The sequence below is a fragment of the Nocardia sp. NPDC058244 genome (genome assembly GCF_042882065.1).
GTDB lineage: Bacteria > Actinomycetota > Actinomycetes > Mycobacteriales > Mycobacteriaceae > Nocardia.
Window position 1 is genome coordinate 157,869 of record NZ_JBHVWX010000005.1, and the last position, 22,174, is coordinate 180,042.

16 protein-coding genes and 1 riboswitch are annotated in these 22,174 nt (G+C 71.8%); of the genes, 6 read left to right on the forward strand and 10 right to left on the reverse strand.

Annotated features, from left to right (window positions below):
- Window positions 1–2 precede the first annotated feature (2 nt).
- The 3 genes from ACFVW6_RS17100 to ACFVW6_RS17110 form a co-directional block, all read right to left on the reverse strand.
- Entirely contained in the window at window positions 3–1,667 is a 1,665-nt protein-coding gene (locus ACFVW6_RS17100; RefSeq protein ID WP_378828494.1) for a bifunctional 3'-5' exonuclease/DNA polymerase, read from the reverse strand.
- Between the two features lie 42 nt (window positions 1,668–1,709).
- Window positions 1,710–2,915: a glycoside hydrolase family 76 protein gene (locus tag ACFVW6_RS17105; RefSeq protein WP_378828496.1), complete on the reverse strand. Its 1,206-nt coding sequence runs from the start codon at window positions 2,913–2,915 to the stop codon at window positions 1,710–1,712.
- A 318-nt stretch (window positions 2,916–3,233) separates the two neighbouring features.
- Window positions 3,234–4,259, reverse strand: a complete 1,026-nt coding sequence (locus ACFVW6_RS17110) for a crotonase/enoyl-CoA hydratase family protein (protein WP_378828498.1) — start codon at window positions 4,257–4,259, stop codon at window positions 3,234–3,236.
- Between the two features lie 177 nt (window positions 4,260–4,436).
- On the opposite strand from ACFVW6_RS17110, the gene ACFVW6_RS17115 reads away from it, so the two are divergent.
- Window positions 4,437–4,853, forward strand: coding sequence for a hypothetical protein (locus tag ACFVW6_RS17115; RefSeq protein ID WP_378828500.1), 417 nt, complete (start codon window positions 4,437–4,439; stop codon window positions 4,851–4,853).
- A gap of 48 nt (window positions 4,854–4,901) precedes the next feature.
- On the opposite strand, the gene ACFVW6_RS17120 is transcribed toward ACFVW6_RS17115, so the two are convergent.
- From ACFVW6_RS17120 to ACFVW6_RS17130, 3 genes are read right to left on the reverse strand one after another with little or no spacing between them, the layout of a single operon-like run.
- Complete coding sequence (locus tag ACFVW6_RS17120) at window positions 4,902–6,287, reverse strand: styrene monooxygenase/indole monooxygenase family protein (protein ID WP_378828502.1); 1,386 nt, start codon at window positions 6,285–6,287, stop codon at window positions 4,902–4,904.
- Window positions 6,288–6,331: 44 nt separating this feature from the next.
- On the reverse strand, window positions 6,332–7,771 hold the full coding sequence (locus tag ACFVW6_RS17125; protein ID WP_378828504.1) for an LLM class flavin-dependent oxidoreductase: 1,440 nt from the start codon (window positions 7,769–7,771) through the stop codon (window positions 6,332–6,334).
- A complete protein-coding gene (locus ACFVW6_RS17130; RefSeq protein ID WP_378828506.1) occupies window positions 7,768–8,991 on the reverse strand; it encodes an acyl-CoA dehydrogenase family protein in 1,224 nt (407 codons plus the stop codon). The genes ACFVW6_RS17125 and ACFVW6_RS17130 overlap by 4 nt, the downstream gene beginning before the upstream one ends.
- Before the next feature lie 134 nt (window positions 8,992–9,125).
- Here ACFVW6_RS17130 and ACFVW6_RS17135 point away from each other — a divergent pair, with 134 nt between their 5' ends.
- The 4 genes from ACFVW6_RS17135 (at window position 9,126) to rph (ending at window position 14,817) form a co-directional block, all read left to right on the forward strand.
- Window positions 9,126–10,424, forward strand: coding sequence for an MFS transporter (locus ACFVW6_RS17135; protein ID WP_378828508.1), 1,299 nt, complete (start codon window positions 9,126–9,128; stop codon window positions 10,422–10,424).
- Complete coding sequence (locus tag ACFVW6_RS17140) at window positions 10,421–11,431, forward strand: glutathione S-transferase family protein (protein ID WP_378828510.1); 1,011 nt, start codon at window positions 10,421–10,423, stop codon at window positions 11,429–11,431. The genes ACFVW6_RS17135 and ACFVW6_RS17140 overlap by 4 nt, the downstream gene beginning before the upstream one ends.
- Before the next feature lie 46 nt (window positions 11,432–11,477).
- Window positions 11,478–12,065 carry a GNAT family N-acetyltransferase gene (locus ACFVW6_RS17145; RefSeq protein WP_378828512.1) on the forward strand — a complete coding sequence of 196 codons (588 nt, stop codon included), beginning with the start codon at window positions 11,478–11,480 and terminating at the stop codon, window positions 12,063–12,065.
- 121 nt (window positions 12,066–12,186) lie between these two features.
- Window positions 12,187–14,817, forward strand: coding sequence for a rifamycin-inactivating phosphotransferase (gene rph / locus ACFVW6_RS17150; RefSeq protein WP_378828514.1), 2,631 nt, complete (start codon window positions 12,187–12,189; stop codon window positions 14,815–14,817).
- Window positions 14,818–14,867: 50 nt separating this feature from the next.
- Here the strand turns inward: rph and ligA are convergent, their stop codons facing one another.
- Both ligA and ACFVW6_RS17160 read right to left on the reverse strand, forming a co-directional pair.
- Complete coding sequence (ligA, locus tag ACFVW6_RS17155; protein WP_378828516.1) at window positions 14,868–16,859, reverse strand: NAD-dependent DNA ligase LigA; 1,992 nt, start codon at window positions 16,857–16,859, stop codon at window positions 14,868–14,870.
- Window positions 16,860–17,145: 286 nt separating this feature from the next.
- A complete protein-coding gene (locus ACFVW6_RS17160) occupies window positions 17,146–18,033 on the reverse strand; it encodes a M48 family metalloprotease (protein WP_378828518.1) in 888 nt (295 codons plus the stop codon).
- 87 nt (window positions 18,034–18,120) lie between these two features.
- A riboswitch (guanidine-III (ykkC-III) riboswitch) is annotated at window positions 18,121–18,187 on the forward strand.
- Window positions 18,188–18,197: 10 nt separating this feature from the next.
- Here ACFVW6_RS17160 and ACFVW6_RS17165 point away from each other — a divergent pair.
- Window positions 18,198–18,512 (forward strand): DMT family transporter, encoded by a 315-nt coding sequence (locus ACFVW6_RS17165; RefSeq protein ID WP_378828520.1) that lies wholly within the window; start codon window positions 18,198–18,200, stop codon window positions 18,510–18,512.
- Here ACFVW6_RS17165 and ACFVW6_RS17170 read toward each other — a convergent pair.
- A complete protein-coding gene (locus ACFVW6_RS17170) occupies window positions 18,496–19,008 on the reverse strand; it encodes an SRPBCC family protein (RefSeq protein ID WP_378828523.1) in 513 nt (170 codons plus the stop codon). The genes ACFVW6_RS17165 and ACFVW6_RS17170 overlap by 17 nt on opposite strands.
- A 79-nt stretch (window positions 19,009–19,087) precedes the next feature.
- Window positions 19,088–21,940: a BTAD domain-containing putative transcriptional regulator gene (locus ACFVW6_RS17175; protein WP_378828525.1), complete on the reverse strand. Its 2,853-nt coding sequence runs from the start codon at window positions 21,938–21,940 to the stop codon at window positions 19,088–19,090.
- Window positions 21,941–22,174: the final 234 nt, after the last annotated feature.

Sequence of the window (22,174 nt, forward strand, 5' to 3'; positions counted from 1 at the left end):
GCTCATTTCGCGTCGCCGTAGCACTGCACCACCGCGGTGGTGAACGGGAACCGCACCGGGGTGGGCCCGAAGGCGAGCCGGCCCGCGGTGTCGGCGGCGGTGGCGATCACGTCGACGATCGTCGCGGCCTCCTCCTCCGGGCAGTGCACGATCACCTCGTCGTGCTGGAAGAAGACCATCTCGGCGCGCAGTCCCGCGCTCGCGATCGCCTGGCGGATCGCCGCCAGGACGAGCAGCGCCCAGTCGGCGGCGCTGCCCTGGACCACGAAGTTCCGGGTGAACCGGCCACGTGCTCGCGCCGCCGGCGTCCCGGTAAAGACCGCGCCGTTCTCCTCGGCGAGATCCGGGGACGTCGCCGTCACCGGCGGGCAGGTGCGGCCCAGCCAGGTGCGCACCAGCCGGCCTTCCTCCCCCGCGTGCGCCGCGTCGTCGACATAGGCCACCGCGGCGGGATACTGCCTGCGCAGGCCCGCCAGATGGGTGAGGGCGTCGCCCGAGGTCTGCCCGTAGATGGCGCCGAGCAGCGCGAGTTTGGCCTGCGCGCGATCGCCGCCGAAGCCCCGGGTCGCCAGGTCGGCGTAGAGGTCCTCGCCGCGACCGGTCACCTCCATCAGAGCCGGGTCGCGCGAGATCGCGGCCAGGATCCGCGGTTCCATCTGCGCGGCGTCGGCCACGACCAGCGACCAACCGGGGTCGGCGCGGATCGCCTGCCGGATCACCTTCGGAATCTGCAGGGCGCCACCGCCATTGGTCGTCCAGCGGCCCGACACCGTTCCCCCGGGCAGGTATTCGGGGCGGAAGCGGCCGCCGTGCACCCACTGTTCGAGCCAGGACCACCCGTGCGCGGTGTGCACGCGGTACAGGGATTTGTAGGCCAGCAGTGGCGCGACCGCCGGGTGATCGATCTGCTGCAGTTCCCATTTCCGGGTGGAGGACACCATGATCCCGGCCCGGGAGAAGGCCTTGACGATGTCGTTGGGCAGATCGGGCCGCACCCGCACCCCGCCGCCGAAGGCCCGTGACACCTCGTCGGCCAGTTCCGCCATCCGGCGCGGTTCCAGCGTGCCCGGGAAGCGTTCGCCCAGCATGGTGTCCAGCAGCGCGCGGTGGATGTCGGCGCGCCACGGGATCCCGGACCGGGCCATCTCGGCCGCGACGAGCATGCCCGCGGACTCGGCGGCCAGGAGCAGTCGCATCCGTTCCGGGCGTTCGGTCCGCGCGGTCCGGGCGACCTGTCGCTCGTAGACCGCCACCAGCGCGGTGAATTCGTCGGTGCCCGGCGGCAGCGGCACCGGGCCCGAGTCGAACAGGGAGGGCTGGGTCTCGGCGGCGCGCACGGGAGCGTCCGGCGGGACGGCCAGGCCGTGCAGGCGTGCCCAGGCGGCGGCCAGCGACCTGGCCTGGCCGGACTGACCTTCCTCGTGTCCGATCAGCAGCGCCTCGGCGGCCTCGACGTCGTAGCAGCGCTCGACCCGCACCCCGGCGGCCAGCAGGGTCCGGTAGATCTCGGCGGTCGATCGCCACACCCACCGCTCGACCTCGGGACGCGCGCGGACGGCCTCGGCCAGCGACGGTTCGTCGAGGATCGGTCCCGCGGGCCTGCCGTCGGGGTCCAGCGGGCACAGCCGGGCGCCACCGTCACCCGTCTCCGCCACCGCCCATCGCACCCGCCGAGTGTGGCATCGGGGTCCGACACGCCACGGCCCCGCTCATCGTCCCGCGGCCGTGAGCTGGTGATCCGCCTCGAGCAGCATCCACCCGCTCAGCTGCACCGACAGATCGCGGCTCAGGTTCGCCGCCGACGCCGCGTCGGTGCCGGCGAGATGGAGCAGTGAGCTCGGATACTCCGGCGCGGCGATCGGGCGGGTCCAGTCCATGCCGAACAGCGGCAGCCCGTCGACCTCGGCGCGATGCTCCCACGCGGCCCGCGCCGAGGCGCGCACGATGGCCGCGGCGGTGGCATCGCCCAGCGCCAGCGCGGTTTCGGCCAGATACCGGGCGAGGATGCCCATGAACAGCCCGGAGTCGTTCGCGGTGGCCGCGATGATCACGCCCCCGTTCGTCAGCGCGGTGGCCGTCGCCGCGACGAGTGCCGCCGCGCGGTCCCGGTGGACGGCGTCGCCGGTGCGCACCGCCAGTTCGGTCTCCAGCCCGATCGCCACGCCCTGGCAGTAGGTGTGGATGGTCCGGTTCACCTGTCCGTCGGGCTCGTGGACACCGTCGAGGGTCAGTCCGGTGACGGGGTCGCGCAAGCGGGTGTGCAGGAACTCGGCGAGTTGCCGTGCCCGGCCGAGATCGCCGAGCCGGGCCAGCGCGATCCCGGTCGGCCCCACCGCCGGGGTGTTGAAGTAGGGGTCGCCCGACCGCCACGGCACCGCGCCGACCTGCGCGTTCCAGCCGTCGAGCAGGTCCGACCGCAGGTCACCGATCGCGTCACCGAACCGGATGCCCAGCAGCCGATCGGCGCGTTCGAGCGCCAGCGCCAGCCACGCCATGTCGTCGTAGTACCGGTTGGTCCAGCCGGTGATGTTGCGGGTGCGGATGCCGAGCGCGAGCGCGGCGACCCGGTCCTTACGGGCGGGCGTGGGGTCGCGGTGGGCGGCGTCGACCGCGCAGTCCACCAGGTGGGCCTGCCACCAGTAGCACCAGCGCCCGAACGACTGTTCCACCGGCGACGCGGGCCAGACCAGCGCGCCCAGACTCCGCTGCGGCAGGCCCCACAGCGCGCGCACGTGCCGGGAGACGATCGCCCGTTCCGCCAGCTCCGCCCGCTGCCCGGAGGTCAGCGCATCGGCGGCCGGCGGGCGCCGGATCGTGCCCGCTCGCGGTGGTTGCCCCAGCACCCCGATACCGATCGCGGCACCCGCCGCGATCAGCGCACCACGCCGGCTGATCCCCTCGTTCCGGCGAACCATCCGCTCGGACTCTCCTTCCGCACGACGACGCCCGAGCCGGGAACCGTACCGCTGGGGCGTCGGTCCGCGGTGGCCGGAACTTGAACTGTTCCGGTGTACCGCGAGAACGTTCGGCGGAGCCGGAGGCTGTCCGGCGGGTGTCGGCCGGGCGGTCCGGGCGGGGCGATCGGCGCGGCCGACGAGATCGGCGGGCAGTTCGGTGCCGTCGTCCAGGATCACCGTGTCCTCGGTGAATTCCCGGACTCGACCGTGTGCCAATTTTATCTCGCCGCCGGCACCCATGGCCGCGGTGCAGAGTGTCGTGGACCAGGCGGCGGCTCAGTCCCGATCTCCCGCCGCACCACGTTTGTGGTCGCCGAACGGTTCGTCGCGTTCCCGCACCGCCTCCCGGAATCCCACAGTGGCCGAACGGAGTTGGAAAGCGTAGCCCTCGCGGGTGTGCCGGGAGATACCGTCGAAGACGGTGCTGACCATGCCAGAGTTGGCGACACCCTGGGCCAGCAGGCTCGAGTTCAGCGCCAGTTTCGCCATCATGAGCTGATTGACCGGCATCCGCGCGATCCGCTCCACCAAGGCTTCGGTCCGCGCGTCGAGTTCGTCGGCGGGCCAGGACTCCACCGCCAGACCCCACTCGGCGGCCTGCTTGCCGGTCAGGCAGTCGCCGGTGAACAGCAGGCGCTTGGCGCGCTGGTCACCGAGGCGGTGCGCCCACATGCCCGCCGCCGGGATGCCCCAGACCCGGGTGGGTGGATAGCCGATCTTGGTGTCGTCGGCGCAGATGATCTGGTCGCTGTAGAGGGCGATATCGGTCCCGCCCGCCACCGCGAAGCCGTGCAGTTTGGCGACGGTCGGCTTGTTCGCGTGCAGCAGGCTGGCGAAGCCACGATTGAACCGGCTCATCATGGCGTAGTCGAGCATCGGATCCCAGGTGCCCCAGGGATTGTGGTTGACCGCCTGCGCGATCGGGTCGACCGCGGTGCCGGTGACCTCGCCGGCACCGCCCGCGCTCGCGAAACCCCGCTCGGCGAACAGGTCCAGGTCGTAGCCGCCGCAGAAACCCTTGCCGCGCCCCGAGACCAGGATGACGTGCACGCGCGGATCGAGATCGGCCCGCTCGACCGCGTGCGCGAGATCCACCGGCGTATCCGGGGTGATCGCGTTGCCCTTGTCGGGCCGGTCGAAGGTGATCCGGGCGATGCGCCCGTCCCGCTCGTAGGTCAGCGTCCGGTATTCCCGCTCGGTGCTCGGGTCGGGCCGGTCGCGCCACGGGGACTCGGGCCCTTCGGTCCAGTTCTCATACCACGCCGCGGGCCGCTGTCCCGCATGCGATTCGTAGTCCGACATGTGGCTGCCTCCTGGGTACACGGAACGTGACGGCGAGGCCGATGCTATCGGCAGGCCGGGCCACGGCCCGCCGATTTCGCCTCGTCGTCTCCCGCCGCTGCCGCGCTAAGGTCGAACGGCGTGGCCGTCCGTGACCGCGGGCGGGTTCTCCAGCCAACCGACACGAAGAGGCATGTCATGCACCTCGGCGGTACGACCATCCGGGCCCTGATCGCGGCGGCTGTCGTCGCGGTACCTGTGGGCGCGCTCGCGCCCGTCGCCGCGGCCGACCGCGGCCTGCTCGACGACGCGATCACCCTCACCAGCGGCGGCCTGTGTGTCGGGCATGTCCATTTCGCGACGGTCTTCGGACCGGACACCCCGTATTTCGGCCTGGTCAGCGCGCTGCACGGGATCGGCCCATGCTCGGTGGAGGTAGCGGTGAACTGGCGCAATCTCGACACCGGCGCCACCGGTACGGTGCGGCAGCAGGTCTACGGGACCGGCGGCACCCAGATCTCGTTCGATCCCGGGCCGGGGCGGATCACCGGCACGCTCACCACCGACGCGCCGCACAAGCCGGGCACCTTCGAATTCCAGCGCACCGCACCGTGATCCGCCGCGACCGGAGGGTGACCGGTCGCGGCGGAATCGGGGTGACGCTCAGGCGCGGGTGAGCGCGCCCGCGTACTCGGACCGGGCGAATCTGCCCGCGGGCTGGAACCGGGCGAGCACGTCGGCCGCGGGCACCCCGGTGATCTCCTCGATGTAGGCGCCCGCCTGCTCGGCGGTGTCGATGCCGAGGAACGGCTGCGGCTGGTGCAGCAGGCCGACCAGTGCGCTCGCGAATCGGGGCTCCACCGCCGCGGCGGCGAAGAACTGGCCGCCGATGTCGGCGAAGTCCGGGTCGCTGAGGAACAACCGGGTCACCTTGGCGGCGGCATCGCTGCGCGCGGCGAGGAACTCGCCATAGCGGGCGGCGATCCAAGCCTCGTCGAAGGCACCGTCGTGTACGGCGGCCGCGGCGACCAGGCGTTGCGCCTGGATCAGTCCGCTCTGCGCGCCCTGCCCGGCGATCGGGTCGTAGGCGACGGAGGTGTCGCCCAGCGATGCCACCGGATGACCGCTCGCGGTCCGGCCGACACCGGCCCGGACCACCGGCCGGACAGCGCCCTTCAGCCACGAGTGCGGGTCGTCCTCGATCACCCGGGTGGCCAGGACCTCGGGCAGGTCCCAGTCGATGTAGTCGCGGTACAGCTCGGTGACGATCCGGTGCGCCGACGCCGCCGAATCGGCCGCCCCGAACCGCGCCGCCCAGTCGCTGCCCGGCCTGGCCCAGCCCAGGAACGCCCAGCTCGGACCGGCGTCCTTGTGCAGGTAGGGCCCCCACCAGCCCTCGCCCTGGTCGGCGAAGATGGAGAACCCGCTGTGCCCGCCGCCCGCCGGACTGCGATGGGCGAACACGCCCGGGTCGTGGCCGAGGCCGGTGACGGTGACCGTGAGCAGCGAACGCTGGGGCGCGTCGTAGACGGTCCGTTCGGTGTCGACGGGGAACAGGTCGGACAGGCCACCGCGGCCGGTCGCCACGAGAGTCAGGTCGTGCCGGGCGGCGATTCCGTCGAGGGATTCCGGGGTGACCTGCTCCACGACGAAGCGCCCACCGCGTTCGCGGAACGCGGTGAGCCGCTCGTCGGCTTTGAGCCTGGTGTCGACCGCGACCCCGACGTAGCCGTCGAACACGCCGTCGAAGGCGATCAGCTCGGCGCGGTCGGGGTCGGCGATCCGGACGCTGAGCCCGGTGTGCCGGGGCGCCCTGGCGGTATAGGTGTCCAGGCCGAGTGCCAATTCGGCCTGCTGGGTCACCCCGAATTCCAGGGCGGTGCCGGTGGCGGGGACGTCGTCGCGGAGGGCCGGTTGGTCGCGGTCGCTGTAGAGCGTGACCTCGAAGCCGGCGTCGAGCAAACCTAGCGCCGCGGAGACGCCGGTCTGTCCGGCGCCGACGATCGCGGCCGAACGCGTGGAACGTGAAGCGGGATTCTGCGATGTCATATCGACATGGTTCTCGATTCCCTTCCGCCGCAGCAGGGTTGCGATCAGCGGGAATCGATGGCCGCGGCGACCGAGCCCGGTCGCGACTCCGCGTCGGGCAGGACGGTCGAATTCCGGCCGCCCACCCGGTAACTCGCGCCGCGATGGTCGGCCGGGAGCCGGTCGCCCGCGCCGAACAGCGCCTGCCGCAGGGTGCCGGGCGCGTACTCGGTGGCGTAGGCGCCGCGTTGGGTCAGTACCGGGACCACGTGCCGCACGATGTCCTCGAAGGTGCCGGGGGTGATCGCGTAGGCCAGGTTGAACCCGTCCAGGTCGGTCTCGGCCACCCAGTCCTGGAGCTGATCGGCGACGGTCTCCCCCGACCCGACGAACACCGGGCCCATGCCGCCGATACCCGCCCAGCGGCCGATGTCGCGCACGGTCCACGCGCGGCCGTCGTCGTCGAATTCCTGGAACGCGGCGACCGCCGACTGGATGGCGTTGCTCCGCACGTCGCCGATGGGGTCGTCGAGGTCGTAGCGCGACAGGTCGATCCCCAGCCAGCCGGACATGAACACCAGCCCGCCTTCCACACTCGCGTAGGACAGGTACTCCGCGTGCTTGGCGTGGGCGGCCTCGTCGGTGGCATCGGTGACGATGGTGGCCAGCGCGTAGATCCGGGCCGCGTAGCGGTCACGGCCCGCCGCCTCGAGTGCGTCCCTGACCCGCGACACCGTTTGGGCGAGTACCCGTTTCGACGGTGCGGCCACGAACACGGCCTCGGCGTTCTCCGCGGCGAAACGCACCCCGCGCGGGGACGCGCCCGCCTGGTAGATCACCGGGGTGCGCTGCGGTGACGGCTCGGACAGATGGATGCCGGGCACGGTGAAATGCCGTCCGCGATGACCGATGTGGTGCACCTTCGCCGGGTCCACGTAGATACCGCGGTCGACATCGCGGACCACCGCGTCGTCTTCCCAGGAACCCTCCCAGAGCTTGTAGAGCACCTCGAGATACTCGTCGGCCTGGTCGTAGCGGTCGTCGTGGTCGAGCTGGTCGTCGGCGCCGAGATTGCGGGCGGCCGAGGGCAGATAGCCGGTGACCACGTTCCAGCCGATCCGGCCGCCGGTGAGGTGGTCCAGCGTGGACAGCCGCCGGGCGAACGGGAAGGGGTGCTCGAAGCCGGTGCCGGTGGTGATGCCGAAGCCGAGATGCTCGGTGACCGCGGCCATCGCCGTCACCAGCAGCAGCGGATCGGCCACCGGCACCTGGGCGCCCTCCCGCAGCGCGGCGAGGTCGTTGCCGCCGTAGACGTCGTAGACGCCGAGCACGTCGGCGATGAAGATGCCGTCGAAGCGGCCGCGTTCGAGCAGCTGGGCGAGCTCGGTCCAGTAGCTCAGCTCCTTGTAGCGGTGCGACTGGTCGTCGGGGTGGCGCCACAGGCCGGGCGACTGATGGGCCACACAGTTCATGTCGAAGGCGTTGAACCGGATCCGGCGGGTCATCGCGTCTGCCCGTCGGCCGCGACCCGCTCGCCCGCACTCCAGCCGAAGGGCAGGTCGGTGCCGTTGAGCAGGTGATCGCCCACCGCCCTTGCCTTCTGGATGGCGGGGTTGTGCACGGAGATGGTGCGCGCGTTGCGCCAGTGCCGGTCCAGGCGCAGCCCCTCGGACACGATCGACGCGCCACCCACCTCGAACAGCAGGCTCGTGGCGGGCAGCACGGTGTCGATCACCGCGAGCTGGGCTCGCGCCGCGGCGAGTTCGACCGCGACGAGCGCGGTCTCGTCCTTCGCCCCGGCGGCGAGGACCTCGTCGAGCAGCTCGGCCACCGCGAGCACGTTCGCGCGGGCCGAGAACGCGGCCGCCGACAGGGTGCCGATCACCTGCTGCACCAGCGGATCGTGCCGGGGCAGGTCGGCGGCGGAATGGGTGTAGCCACGCGTGCGTCGCGAGACCCACTCGCGCACATCGCTTTCCGCGCGCTGGGCGATCCCCGCGAGCACCGCGAGCTGGACCAGCTGCAGGTAGGCGGTCGCGTAGGTGGGTCCGGGCACGCCGTAGCCGGGGCCGAGGATCTGGTCCTCGGTGACCCGCACCGCGGTGAATTCGGTGGTGCCGCTGGCGGTGAGCCGCTGCCCGAAGCCGTCCCAGTCGTCGTGTTGACGCACCCCGTCGGCCTGCGCGCCGACCAGCACGCCGACCCGTTCGCCGTCACGGTCGGCGGCGACGAGGATGTGGTCGGCGTAGAGCGAACCGGTGCTGTAGTACTTGGTGCCGTCGAGCCGCCAGTGCTCGCCGTCGCGAGTGAGCCGGGTGCGATACCGGTCGACCGCGCCGACACCGGGTTCGGTGATGGCGTTGCCGACCAGGGTGCCCTCGGTGACCGCGCGCAGCCACCGCTCGCGCGCCGGTCCGGCGTCCGCCAGCAGTTGGTCCTCGACGAAGGAGAAGTGCACGCGTAGGGCCTGCGGCAGATTCGATTCGGCGGCGGCGAGGTCGATGAGCAGCCGGAACAGCTGGCGCACGCTCGCGCCGTAGCCACCGAACTCCACCGGCACCCGCAGCGCGCCGAAGCGGGCCGCGCGCAGGTCCGCGATCTCGGCATGCGCCAGTGCACGGTCGGTCTCGCGGGCGACAGCGCCCTCGGCGATACGGTCGAAGAGGGGACGGAAGACGTCGTCCAGTTCGGAATCGGCCACGCGTTTCGTCTCTGTGGAAGTCATTCCCCCACCATGACGCCGCGGGCCCGCGCGCTCACGGGTTGCGCGCATCAGGATCGCAAAGCGGGCCGGGCCACGTTGCGATCAGGCCGAGCCGGGAACCTGTGCCCCGGCGGGGTCTCTGCGACGATGTCGGCATGAGCACCGCCACCCGACCGGGTGACTTCACGACCGGCACGCTGGTTCTGCTGTCCGCGCTGTACTTCGCGCAGGGTCTGCCGTTCGGCTTCTTCACCCAGGCGCTGCCGGTGGTGCTGCGCGAATCGGGCTATTCGCTGGTGGCGATCAGCGCGTCGGGTGTGCTGTTCCTGCCCTGGGCGCTGAAGTTCCTCTGGGCGCCCTACGTCGACCGGTACGGCACCCGGCGGACGTGGCTGCTGGTGTTGCAGCTGTCCGCGGCCGCGGTGGCGATGCTGCTGGCCTGCCTGGATCTGTCGTCGTCGCTGCGGTGGCTGTTCGTCGGCATCGTGGTGGTGAATCTGCTGTCGGCGACCCAAGACGTGGCCACCGACGGGCTCGCCGTGCGTCTGCTCGGTCCGCGCCAGCGTGGACTGGGCAACGGCATCCAGGTCGGCGCGTACCGCGTCGGCATGATCGTCGGCGGCGGGGCGCTGCTGTGGTTGTTCGCTCTGGCCGGGTGGCGGGTGCTGTTCCTCGCCATGGCGGTGCTGATCGTGGCGACCACGGTGCCGGTGTGGCTGCTGCGCGAACCGGTCGCCGACCGCCCGCCGCGCCCGCATCCGGCCCGCCTGCTCGGCACCTGGTGGACCCGGCTGCGCAGGCCGGGCGTCCTCGCGTTCATCGCGCTGATCGGCGCGTTCAAATTCGGTGATTCGATGGCCTCGGCGCTGACCGGCCCGTTCCTGTCCGACGCCGGGCTCGATCTCGGCCAGATCGCGCTGATCAAGGGAGTGCTCTCCTCGGCGGGCGCCCTGGCGGGCGCGGCCATCGGCGGCTGGCTCGCCTACCGCTTCGGCCGCAGGCACGCGCTGCTGATCGGCGGGGTCACCCAGACCGCGAGCATCGCGCTGTATCTGTTCGCGGCCCTCGGCGTCGGCGGATTCGAACTGCTCGTCACCGCGAGCCTGGCCGAGCACGTCTTCGGCGGCGCCGCCACCGTCGCGGTGTTCGCGCTGATGATGGACGCCGCCGACACCGACCACGCGGGCAGCGACTACACCCTGCTCGCCTGCGCCATCGTCGTCGTCCAAGGGGTGGCGGGGCTGGCGGCCGGGGTGATCGGCGACCTCGCCGGCTATCCCGCCCTGTTCGCGACGAGCCTCGTCCTGTCCGGACTCGGTTGTGCCGCACTGATTCTCGGGCTGTCGCGCGGGCTCGGGCCCACCGGCGTACGCCGGGCGCTGGCGGACACCGACGCGGCCGCGCGTCCGGTCCGGGAACCGGCGGCCGAGGAGTCTGCCAGACTGGGCCGGTGAGCGATGCCGATGCGGGTACCTACGTCGAGCCGGGCGAATTCCGTCGCGATACGAACTACATCACGACGCGGATCACCGCCGACGGTCGCGACGGTTACCCCGTCGAACCGGGGCGCTACCGGCTCGTCGCGGCCAGGGCCTGCCCCTGGGCCAACCGCACGCTGATCGTGCGCCGGTTGCTCGGCCTCGAGCCGGTGCTCTCCCTGGGCCTGTGCGGGCCCACGCACGACAAGCTCAGCTGGACCTTCGATCTGGACCCGGGCGGGTTCGATCCGGTCCTGGGCATCCACCGGCTGCGCGACGCGTATCTGGCCCGGTTCCCCGACTATCCGCGCGGGATCACCGTGCCCGCGGTGGTCGACATCCCGACCGGGCAGGTGGCCACCAACGACTACGCCCAGATCACCCTCGACTTCTCCACCGAGTGGACCGCATTCCACCGCCAGGGCGCCCCACAGCTGTATCCGGAGCCGCTGCGGGACGAGATCGACGAGATCAACCTCGACGTGTTCCGCAACGTCAACAACGGCGTCTACCGCTGCGGATTCGCCGGCGCCCAGGACGCCTACGATACCGCCTACACGCGCCTGTTCGACGCCCTCGACCGGCTCACCGAGCGGCTGAGCACCCAGCGCTACCTGGTCGGCGACACCATCACCGAGGCCGACGTGCGCCTGTTCACCACACTCGCCCGCTTCGATCCCGTCTATCACGGCCATTTCAAATGCAACCGGAGCAAACTCACCGAGATGCCGGTGCTGTGGGCCTACGCGCGCGATCTGTTCCAGACTCCCGGCTTCGGCGACACCATCGATTTCGGTCAGATCAAGGAGCACTACTACGTCGTCCACCGCGACATCAACCCCACCGGCATCATCCCGGCGGGGCCGGAGCTGTCGAACTGGCTGACGCCGCACCACCGCGAGGAACTGGGCGGTCGCCCGTTCGGCGACGGCACCCCACCGCCGCCGCCCCTGCCCGCCGAGCAGGTTCCGCCGATTATCTGAGATCGACTGTCCCACATCGACGCCGGGGCGCGTGGACACTGGGGGTATGCCCGAACTGCTGCCGCCCGTGGTGGATCTCGATCGATTCGCCGCGACACCGCAACCGCATCTCTCCGGCGTCGACGGCCTGACCCTGCGGCCGTGGGCCGAGGACGACGCGCCCATCGTGTACCGGGCGTTCCAGGACGCGGCCATCAGCCGCTGGCACGTTCGCACCGCCGAATCCGTCGGCCAGGTGCGCCGGTGGATCGAGCGGTGGCGCACGGCGTGGTCGGCCGGTAACGGGCAGTGGGCCGTCACCGTCGACGACGAGGTGGCGGGGCGGATCGGCTTGCGCCGCAGCGACCTCGGCGAAGGCCACACCGAACTCGCGTACTGGACGCTGCCCGCCTGGCGCGGTCACGCGATAGCGCCCCGCGCCGCCCGCATCCTCACCCGGTGGGCGTTCGAGGACATCGGTTTCGACCGCATCCAGCTCACGCATTCGGTCCACAACCCGCCGTCGTGCCGGGTGGCGGCCAAATGCGGATTCGTCCTGGAAGGAACGCTGCGCGGGGCTGGGCGCCACCGCGACGGCTATCACGACATGCACCTGCATGCCCGGCTGCGCACCGATCGCCCGGGAGTCCGCTGAACGATCGGCTGCTTGCCTCCCCCTTCTACTGTATACACGAATCCGGGTCCTCATGAGGCGCGCAATCGTGGTCCATAATCGCTCGCGAAATACCGAAACCACCAGGTGAGGAGTAGCGGGGATGGCCTATGTACTGGATTTCGGGGAGATCGATCGCACCCGGGTCGCGATCGTCGGCGGCAAGGGCGCGAACCTCGGTGAACTGGCCCGGATCGACGGAGTCGACGTGCCTGCGGGCTTCTGCGTCACGACCGAAGCCTTCGCCGAGGCGGTGGCGGGCGCACCCTCGATCGAGGGTCTGTTCGAGGAGGTGTCGCGGCTCACGGCCGACGACCGGGCGGGTATCGCCACCGCCAGCGCCCGTGTTCGCCGCGCGCTCGAAGACCTCGTCGTGCCCGAGCACATCGCGGCCGAGATCCTCGGCGCGCACGCCCGGCTCGGGGTCGACGGCGCCTACGCGGTGCGGTCCAGCGCAACGGCCGAGGACCTGCCGACCGCGTCGTTCGCGGGTCAGCAGGACACGTTCCTGAACGTCGTTGGACCTGCGGCGATCCTCACGCACGTCAGCCGGTGCTGGGGTTCGCTGTTCACCGAACGGGCCGTCACCTACCGACTGCGCAACGACCTCGGCGAGCAGCCGGTGCGGATGGCAGTGGTCGTGCAGCGGATGGTGTTTCCGCGTGCCTCGGGCATTCTGGTCACGGCCGACCCCGTCACCTCCGACCGGACCGTGGTCTCCATCGATGCCGGCTTCGGTCTCGGCGAAGCACTCGTCTCAGGTCTCGTCAACGCCGACATCTACCGGGTCCGCGACGACACCGTCACCGACCGGACGATCGCCACCAAGAAACTCGCCGTCGAGCCGGCGCCGGAGGGCGGCACCCGGGTGCGCGAGATTCCCGAGGAGCACCGCACCGACCCCGTGCTGTCGGAGGCCGAGGTGCTGCGGCTGGCCCGGCTCGGCCGCCGGATCGAAGCGCATTTCGGCAGTCCGCAGGACATCGAATGGTGCCTGGACGGTCCGGACCCGCGGATCGTGCAGAGCAGGCCGATCACCACGCTGTTCCCCGTTCCGGTGGCCGCCGACGCGGAGAACCGCGTCTACGTGTCGGTGGGCCACCAGCAGATGATGACCGACGCGATGAAGCCGCTGGGAATCTCGCTGTGGCAGTTGACGAGTCGCGCGCCGATGCGGGACGCGGGCGGTCGGCTGTTCGTCGATGTCACCGAGATGCTGGCGGCACCGGCGATCCGCACCGGTCTCATCGACGGGCTGGGCAAGTCCGATCCGCTGATCGGGGACGCGCTGCGGTCCGTGGTCGAGCGCGATGACTTCCTGCGCCCGGCGACCGAGGACACCGGGGTCCGCGCGCCCGCCGGTGTCCCCGCACCGGGCGCGGTCCGCGCGCCGATCGAGGCCGATCCCGCCCTCGTCACCGCACTGGTCGCCGATATCGACGGCTCCATCGCCACGCTGCGGCGCGAGATCCCGGCCTACGCGGGTCCGGCGCTGATCGACTTCCTCCTGGCCGATATCCAGGAGTTGCAGCGGACGGTGTTCGCGCCGCGCAGCCTGCAGGCCATCATGTCCGCGATGGAGTCCACCGAGTGGCTCAACGACCGGCTGTCGGACTGGCTCGGCGAGAAGAACGCCGCCGACGTACTGCTGCAGTCGGTTCCGGGCAATGTGACCTCGGAGATGGGCCTGGCTCTGCTGGACGTCGCCGATACGATCCGGCCACACCCGGACGTCGTGGCCTACCTGCGCGAGGTGGAGCAGACGGGTGCGGAGCGCGACGACTTCCTCGATCAGCTGGGCGCACGCGCCGGTGGGGCTGCGGCCCGGGCCGCGCTGGAGGGGTTCCTCGACCGGTACGGCATGCGCTGTGTCGGCGAGATCGACATCACCCGGCCTCGCTGGAGCGAAAGCCCCACCACGCTCGTACCCACGATCCTGGGCAATATCAAGAACTTCGGGCCCGGCGCGGGCAAGCAGCGCTTCGACGACGGCCTGCGCGAAGCCGAGCACGCGAAGCACCGGCTCCTCGAGCGCGTGCGCACCCTCCCGGACGGGGCAGCGAAAGCCACGGAGACCGCGGCGATGATCGATCGCCTCCGCACGTACTCCGGGTATCGGGAGTATCCGAAATACGGCATGGTGAGCCGCTACTTCGTCTACAAGCAGGCGCTGCTGCGCGAAGCCGACCGGCTCGTGCGCGACGGCGTGCTGCGCGACCCCGAGGACATCTACTACCTCCGGTTCGACGAGCTCGGCGAGGTGGTCCGCACCCAGCGGGCCGACGCCGAACTCATCGACGAGCGCAAGGAGGCGTTCCGCTCGTATCAGTCGCTCACAGCGCCCCGAGTGCTCACCTCCGACGGCGAGGCGCTCACCGGCGCCTATCGACGCGCGGACCTGCCGCCGGGCGCGCTGCCCGGGATGGCGGTCTCCGCCGGGACGATCGAGGGCCGCGCGCGCGTCGTGTCCGATATCGGGCAGGCCGACCTCGACCCGGGCGACATCCTGGTGACCGCCTATACCGACCCCAGCTGGACTCCGCTGTTCGTCGCGATCCGCGGCCTGGTGACCGAGGTCGGCGGGCTGATGACCCACGGCGCGGTGATCGCCCGCGAGTACGGCCTGCCCGCCGTCGTCGGCGTGGAGCACGCCACCACGCTGATCCGTGACGGGCAGCGCATCCGCGTGCACGGCACCGACGGCTACGTCGAGATCCTGACGCGGGACGAGTGACGCCGGCACCGGCGCTCGGCGGCCCACCTCCGGGCCGCCGAGCGCCTGGTCTAGACGACCTTGGCGTCGATCAGCAGGTTCCAGATCTCGCCCTGGTCGACGACCTCCACGCCGAGCTTCTCCGCCTTGGCCAGCTTGCTGTCACCGACACCGGCGCCGGTGATGAGCAGATCGGTGTTGGCCGAGACCGAGGAGGCCGCGGTCGCGCCCGCCTGCTCGCACAGCCGCTGGAAGGTCGGGCGGGCGACCTTCTCCCCCGACCGCGGGTCGCTGATGGCGCCGGTGATGACGACCGTCTTGCCCGCCAGCGGCGCGCCTGCCGCGACGACCGGGGCGAGGTCTTCCTCGCGCACGTCCAGGTCGACACCGGCCGCCCGCAACCGGTCCAGCTCCGGACGTAGCCGGGTGAGGTGCGCGACCAGGGAGGCGGCGACCTTCGGGCCGATGTCGTCCACCGCGACGAGCCGTTCCTCGCCCGCGTCGGCGACCTCCTCCAGCGAGCCGAATCCCGCCCTGGCCAACCTGGCGGCGGTGCCGTCGGAGGCCATCGGGATGGCCAGCCCGATCAACGCGCGGCGCAGGCCGACCCGGCGGCTCGCGTCGATGGATTCGATCATCCGCGCGGCCGACACCTCGCCGATCCGATCGAATTCGAGCAGGCGCTCCTGGGTGAGGGTGTAGAAGTCCGACGGGTGCTCCAGGATGCCCGCCTCGGCGAGGCGTTCGATCCACACCTGACCGATGGCGTCGATATCCGCCGCCGCGCGCGAGGCCCAGTGGATGAGCCTGCGCACCGTCTGAGCGGGACAGGCGACGTTGGTACAGAACAGCTCTCGGCTGTTGCCCTGTTCGGTCACCGGCTGCCCGCACGACGGACACACGGTGGGTGGCACGATCTCGCGCTCCGCGCCGGTGCGCTTCGCCGCGTCGAGCACGCCGGCCACGAACGGGATCACGTCACCGGCGCGGCGCACCAGCACGGTGTCACCGATCTTGATGTCGCGGGCACGGATCACCTCCTGGTTGGCCAGTGTGGCCTTGGTGACGGTGGTGCCGCCGACGAACACCGGTTCCAGCCAGGCGACCGGGACGATCTTGCCGGTCTTGCCGACATCCCACACGACGTCGGCCAGCAGCGTGGTCTTCTCCTCGGCCGCGAACTTGAACGCGAGCGCACCGCGCGGCGAATTGGACCGGGTTCCGGCCGCCGAGTACGCGTCCCGGTCGGCCAGGCGCAGCACCGCGCCGTCGATGTCGTAGTCCAGGTCGTTGCGGCCCTGCTCGATCTCGGTGATCGCCGCCTGCGCCGCGGTGGCGTCGGCGCACACTCGCATCCGCGCACCCTCCACGCCCAGCGCCAGCAACCCCGCGCCGAGATCGTGGGCGGCACCACCGTCGTCGGTGTCGAGGTCGAAGCCGAAGAACTGCAGGCGGCGTTCGGCGACCGTGGCCGGGTCCTTGGCCCGCAGCGTGCCCGCCGCGGCATTGCGCGGGTTGATCAGCGGTTTGTCCGGGTGGGCGGCGTTGTAGGCGGCGAAGGTCGACCGCAGCATCACCGCCTCGCCGCGCACCTCCACGCGCCCGGGGAGCTCGATCCGCTCGGGAACGCCGTCGACCAGGGCGCGGACCAGCATGGTCACGTCGTCACCGGTGGTGCCGTCGCCGCGCGTCACCGCCCGCACCAGGCGCCCGTCCTCGAAGACCAGCGACAGCGACAGGCCGTCCAGTTTCGGCATCACCACCACCGGCTGCCCGGGGAAACGCTGGAAGAACGCCTCGACCTGCTCGGGTTTCGTGGCCTTCTCGAGCGACAGCATGGGCCGCGCGTGCCGGACCGGCGCGTGCAGCACCGCGGGCGCGCCGACCTGGTCGAGCGGGTTCGGGTCGGGCGTGAGTTCGGGGTGCGCCGCGATCAGCGCGCGCAACTCGTCCTCGATCGTGTCGTACTCGGCATCGGCGACCAGTGGCGAGCCCTGGTAGTAGGCGTCGCGCAGCGCCACGATGCGATCGGCGAGTTCCTGGATACGTTCCCCTGTTTCCACAGCACGCGACGCTACCGATGCCCACCGACAGCTCCGGCGAGGAGGGTGCGCCACCCGCCCGGCCGCTCACGAAATCCTCACGAGGGCGGCGGCAGTATCGGTGCCGGATCAGGTGCCCGGCCACGCCGACCGAGCGAACCCGACGCCCGCGGCGGCACCTCGCGCCCCGCGGACCCGCACCCCGAGCTGCCCTCGCGGTGCGGATCGCTTCGTGGCCGCCACTGATCCGGCGCACCCGCCGACTGTTCCTCCGGCGGGTGCGCCTCTTCCCCTGTCGTCGGCGCGATCAGGCCGCGGCGGTGCGTCGAATCGCCTGCAGCCGTTCCGTTGTCGGCGGATGGGTGCCCAGCCAGCGGGTCCTGGCCGCGAGCAAGGCCGACTCCGGCGACGTCTCGTACGGCAGCCACTTCCGCAGTGCGCCATGGAGATCGCGGCCGTACCCGAACTCGACCGCCATCCGGTCGGCGGCGAACTCCGCGCGCCGCGAGCGCGCCGCCGCCGTCAGCGGTTCCAGGACGAGCAGGCCGATCAGCACGACCACGACCGGCACGCCGACGCGCGGCGTCAGCACGACCGCCGCGACCACGAGCAGCGCGGCCGAGATCGCCGACCGGATCAGGAACCGGACGACCCCGGGCCCCCGTGCCGCGCGGACCGGGATCTTGCCGATCGCGCGCACCATGCGGGCCGGGAGCGCGACCCACTCCTCGAGCAGCCGCAACCGTGGATCGAGCATCAGGTGATGGGCGAGTTCATGGGCGAGCACCGCCGCCAATTGCCGTGGCCGCAGCGACCCGATCGCCCAGCTCGTCACCGCGACCATCCGCGCGGGCGCGGCGAACGCGTTGAGCGTGCCCGATTGCTGCACCCACAGCGAATAGGGCCAGCCGTCGACGCCGGCGGTCCGGGTGACGTCGGACCAGGCGGTCGCGAGCAGGTCCGGTTCCGCGCCGACCGGCTTGCGGAAGCCGTAGGCGGCGGCCGCCTGGCCCCGGTTCGGGTGGAACCACGCGGCACTGGCCACCCCGCACCCGATCACGAACCACAGCGCGAGCACGATCGCCGCCGCCCAGCGACCGACGGCGATGCCGACGACGTAGACCAGCACACCGTTGAGCGCCACGCTCGGCAGCGTCAACACGAATCCCCCGGCGAACGCGCGAATCCTCCCCACGCACGCGAGTTTACGGCGAGCCACCGACACTCCCGGTGAGCCCGACCACCAACGCTTGCCGCCCGGTAACCGGCGTGCCATGGTGGAGAAGAGCCCGGACTTCGGGCTTCCGGACGAGGGGTGCCGTACCCGGAGTGCGACAAGACGGCCCGAGGAGGGCTGTGATGTCGTGGATTCTGCTCGTCGTGTCCGGATTCCTGGAAGCCGTGTGGGCGACCGCGCTGGGCAAATCCGAAGGCTTCACCCGGCTGGTGCCGTCGGTGGTGTTCTTCGTCGCGCTCATCGCGAGTATGGCCGGATTGGCCGTCGCCCTGCGCGAACTACCCGTCGGCACCGCCTACGCGGTCTGGGTGGGCATCGGCGCGGTCCTCACCGTCACCTACGCCATGGCCACCGGCGAGGAACCGATCACGATCGTCAAGCTGGTGTTCCTGACCATGATCGTGACCGGCGTCGTCGGACTCAAACTGGCCCACTGACCTGCGACCCGGATGTCCGCTCGTCAGCGGGCCGGGATGGTGTGGCTTCGACCAGTTCGCGGAGTGCCTCGACGTCGCGGGTGAGGTTGTGTTGCAGCATGCGTGCCAGGAGCGCACCGAAGGGCCGTTGCAGTCCGTGCGGTCGCACCCGCAGGTCGAGGCGGACCGCGCAGCGGCCGGGCGCGAGCGCGGTGACGGTGCGCGCGCCGTCCGCGTCCGCTCCGCTGACGGTGCGCCAGGTCAGGCGGGTGCCGGGGACGACGGTGCCGACCTCGACCCGGGTCCGCCAGGTACGCCCGGCGAAGCGGAGTTCCTCGGTGGTGCGGGTCGCGGTGGTGGCGATGCCGGGTGGGTCGGCGGTCATGGCGACCACGCCGGTGCGCCACCGCGGGTCGTTGGCGTAGTCGGCGAGGACCGCCCAGACCTGCGCGGCGGGCCGGAAGACGGTCGTCGCGGCACAGAGTTCGAAGGTGCGCGCGTGCTGGGGATCAGACATGGTTCGGCCCTCACGGTGTCGGTGCGAGCGGCCGGTCGGCGGCTCCTCTCGACTGTCGCGCCCGGGTGTTTCAGTCCCGCTACAGCGACGGCGGCCCGAGCTCCGGCCGGTCGGCCCTGGCCAGCGCACCGACCAGGTCGATCACCGCGGGCCAGCTCAGCGCCGCCCCGTCGGTCAGCTCGTCCGGTCGCGAGTGGGCGGCCAGCAGCCGGTCCATCCGCGCGACGATCGCGGGATGGGCGAACTGGGCGTAGCGGCGCGGGTCGGCGCCGACCCGCGCGGAGTGGTGCAGTGCCGCCGCGCGCACCCGCAGCGCCTGCTCCGGTCGGCCCCGCGCCATGAGCGCGTACGACGCGGCGTACACCGCCCCCAGCGCGTCGGCGATGTTCGACTGCCGGGCGAAGACCCCCAGCGCGCGATCGAGGGCGGTGAGCGCTGCGGCGGCGCCGTCGGTGTCGTCCGGGTCGGCCAGGATCGCCCAGGCCAGCACCACATCGGCCATGCCTTCACACCACAGGTGACCGCAGTCGGCGCTGCGTTCGCGGGCCACCCGCAGCAGGCGCACGGCCTCGGTCCGACGGCCCTCCAGCAGCAGCACGGTGCCCGTGCCGAACTCCGCGCAGCCGCGGATCCACTCCGGCGTCGGCAGCCGGTCGACCTCTGCGACGAGCGCGTCGACCGCCACCCGCGCGGTCGCCGGGTCACCGAGCGCGGTCCACGCCAGCGCCCGATACATCAAGGCGGACAACCACAATTCCCGCGCGGTCTCCGGTCCGCCCAGGATGGCCATGGCGGCATCGGCACTCGCGAGCGCTTCGGCGGGCTCCCCGGCGTGGAACGACACGATCGACAGACCGAGCAGCCCGAAGGCGCGGTCGGCGGCGGGGGCATCGGCCGCGGCCGCCAACGCGTCACGCAGCAGCGTGCGGCCGACCGCCACGATGCCGAGCACACTCCACGCGAACTGCAGGGCCGCCACGGTCCGCAGTGCCACCACCGGATGGTGCTCGAGATCGTAGGCGATCCCGGCCCGGAGATTCGGCAGCTCCGCGGCCAGCGACCGATAGGCGCCCGCGGCGTGATGGCCGGTCAGCAGGGCCGATTTCTCGGCGGCGAAGGTGCGGACCCAGCGCGCGTGCTCGGCCCGGCTGGCCCCCGGGTCGGGGTCGACGCCGCGGCAGTAGCCACGGACAGTCTCCAGCAGGCGGTAGCGGGTGCCGGAGGGCGTGTGCTCGAGGGTGAGCACGGACCGGTCGACAAGCGAGGCCAGCGGGGCGAGCACACCCGCATCGGGGTGTGTCGCCGCGGCCGCCTGCCAGGTGAATCCGCCCTCGAACGGCCACAACCGCACCAGCAGAGCCCGATCGCCGGGGGCCAGATCGTCGACGCTCCACCCGATCGCCGCGGACAAGTCGGCGTGCCGCGACAGCGATCCGTGCGGGGTCGGACCGAGCACGTCTCGCCGGTCGCGCAGATGGGTCGCGATCTCGGATAGCCCGAACGCGCGTTCGCGCGCGGCCGCCAGTTCGATGGCCAGGGGCAGGCCGTCCAGCATCGCGCAGATCTCGTGCGCGGCCGTCCGATCCGCGGAATCGGGTCGCCAGCCCGCCCGGCCGGCGCGCACCCTGTCGAACAGCAGGCGCACCGCGGCACCGTCGTCGCCGAGTTCGTCGAACACCGGCAGCGGCGACAGGGCCAGCACATGCTCGCCGTCGACACCGAGCGGCTGTCGGCTGGTGGCCAGGATCCGCAGGTGCGGGCAGGCGGCCAGCACCGTCACCACGACGCGGGCAGCCGGTTCGATCAGGTGCTCGCAGTTGTCGAGCACCAGCAGGCCGGGCGTCGCCGCCAGCGCCCGGCAGATCTGGGTCACGGGGTCGCCGGTGCGCTGGACCAGCGACAGCGTCGTCGCGATCGCGGTCGGCACGGCGTCGCCGTCGTCGACGTCACCCAGGCGCACGAACCATCGGTCGACGGGCGCCTCCGCCGCGGTCCAGTGTTCGATCGCCAACCGGGTCTTGCCCACGCCGGCGGGTCCGACGACGCTGACCAGTCGCTCGGTGGTGAGCAGCTCGCCCAGCACGCGCAGCTCGTCGTCGCGGCCGAGGAACGCCGACAGCGGCCGCCGGTGCGGTGGGCGGCGGCAGGGCGGGGAATCCGGCCGCGCGCCAGGCGATTCCACCAGCAGACCCGGATCCTGCTCGAGCATCCGGCGCTCGAGCGACCGCAGCGCGGGCCCGGGTTCCACCCCCAGTTCCGCCACCAGCAGCTCGCGCACCCGGCGCAGTTCGGCCAGTGCCTGCGCCTGACGACCGCTGCGGTACAGCGCCGAGGCCAGCAGCTCCCAGCGCCGCTCCCGGAACGGTGCGGCCGTCACCGCCTCGCCGAGATCGGCCACCGCCGTCGCGAGCTCACCGCACGCCAGCCGCGCCGCCGCCCGCTCCTCGATCGCGACCTCGTACAACTCCCTGAGCCGGATGCGCTCCGCCAGCGGACCGTCGGCCTGCTCCAGCTCCGGCCACGGGTCACCCCGCCACAGCGCGAGCGCGTCGCTCAGTACCCGCTCGGCGGACACGGGATCGTCGACGGCGAACTCGCGCAGTCCGGCGGCGACCAGGTCGGCGAACCTGCCGAGATCGGTGTGCTCGGCCGGGAGCGCCAGCAGGTAACCGGACCCCCTGCGGCGCACCAGCTCTCGCCCGGCGGGGCCCAGTGCGGACCGGAGCCGGGAAGCGACGACCCGCAAGGTCGCCGATGCCTGCCGTGGCTGCTCGGCACCCCACACGAGGTCGGCGAGGGCGGCATCGGACAGCGGCGAGCCCGCGCCGGTCGACAGCGCCGCGAGGAACCGTCGCGGCACCGGGCCGCCCAGATCCACGACGTGCCCGTCCACCTCGACCTCGATCGCGCCCAGTGCCCGCAGGAACACCACCACGAAACCCTATCCCGAGGCCGACACGCGATCCGGGATCCGCGTTGCGACCTTGTCGCCCCGCACCCCCGCTGGCACAATTGCTCGGAAATTGCCGAGGTCTCGCTCTTCCCTCCCGCTGAAGGGGTAGCCCATGCCGCAGACATCGAAGACGCGAAAGACCCATCGATCGGGGACCGGCAAGCGACGTTCAACGGCACACGGGAGTACATCCGCCGCGCTTCTCACGGCACT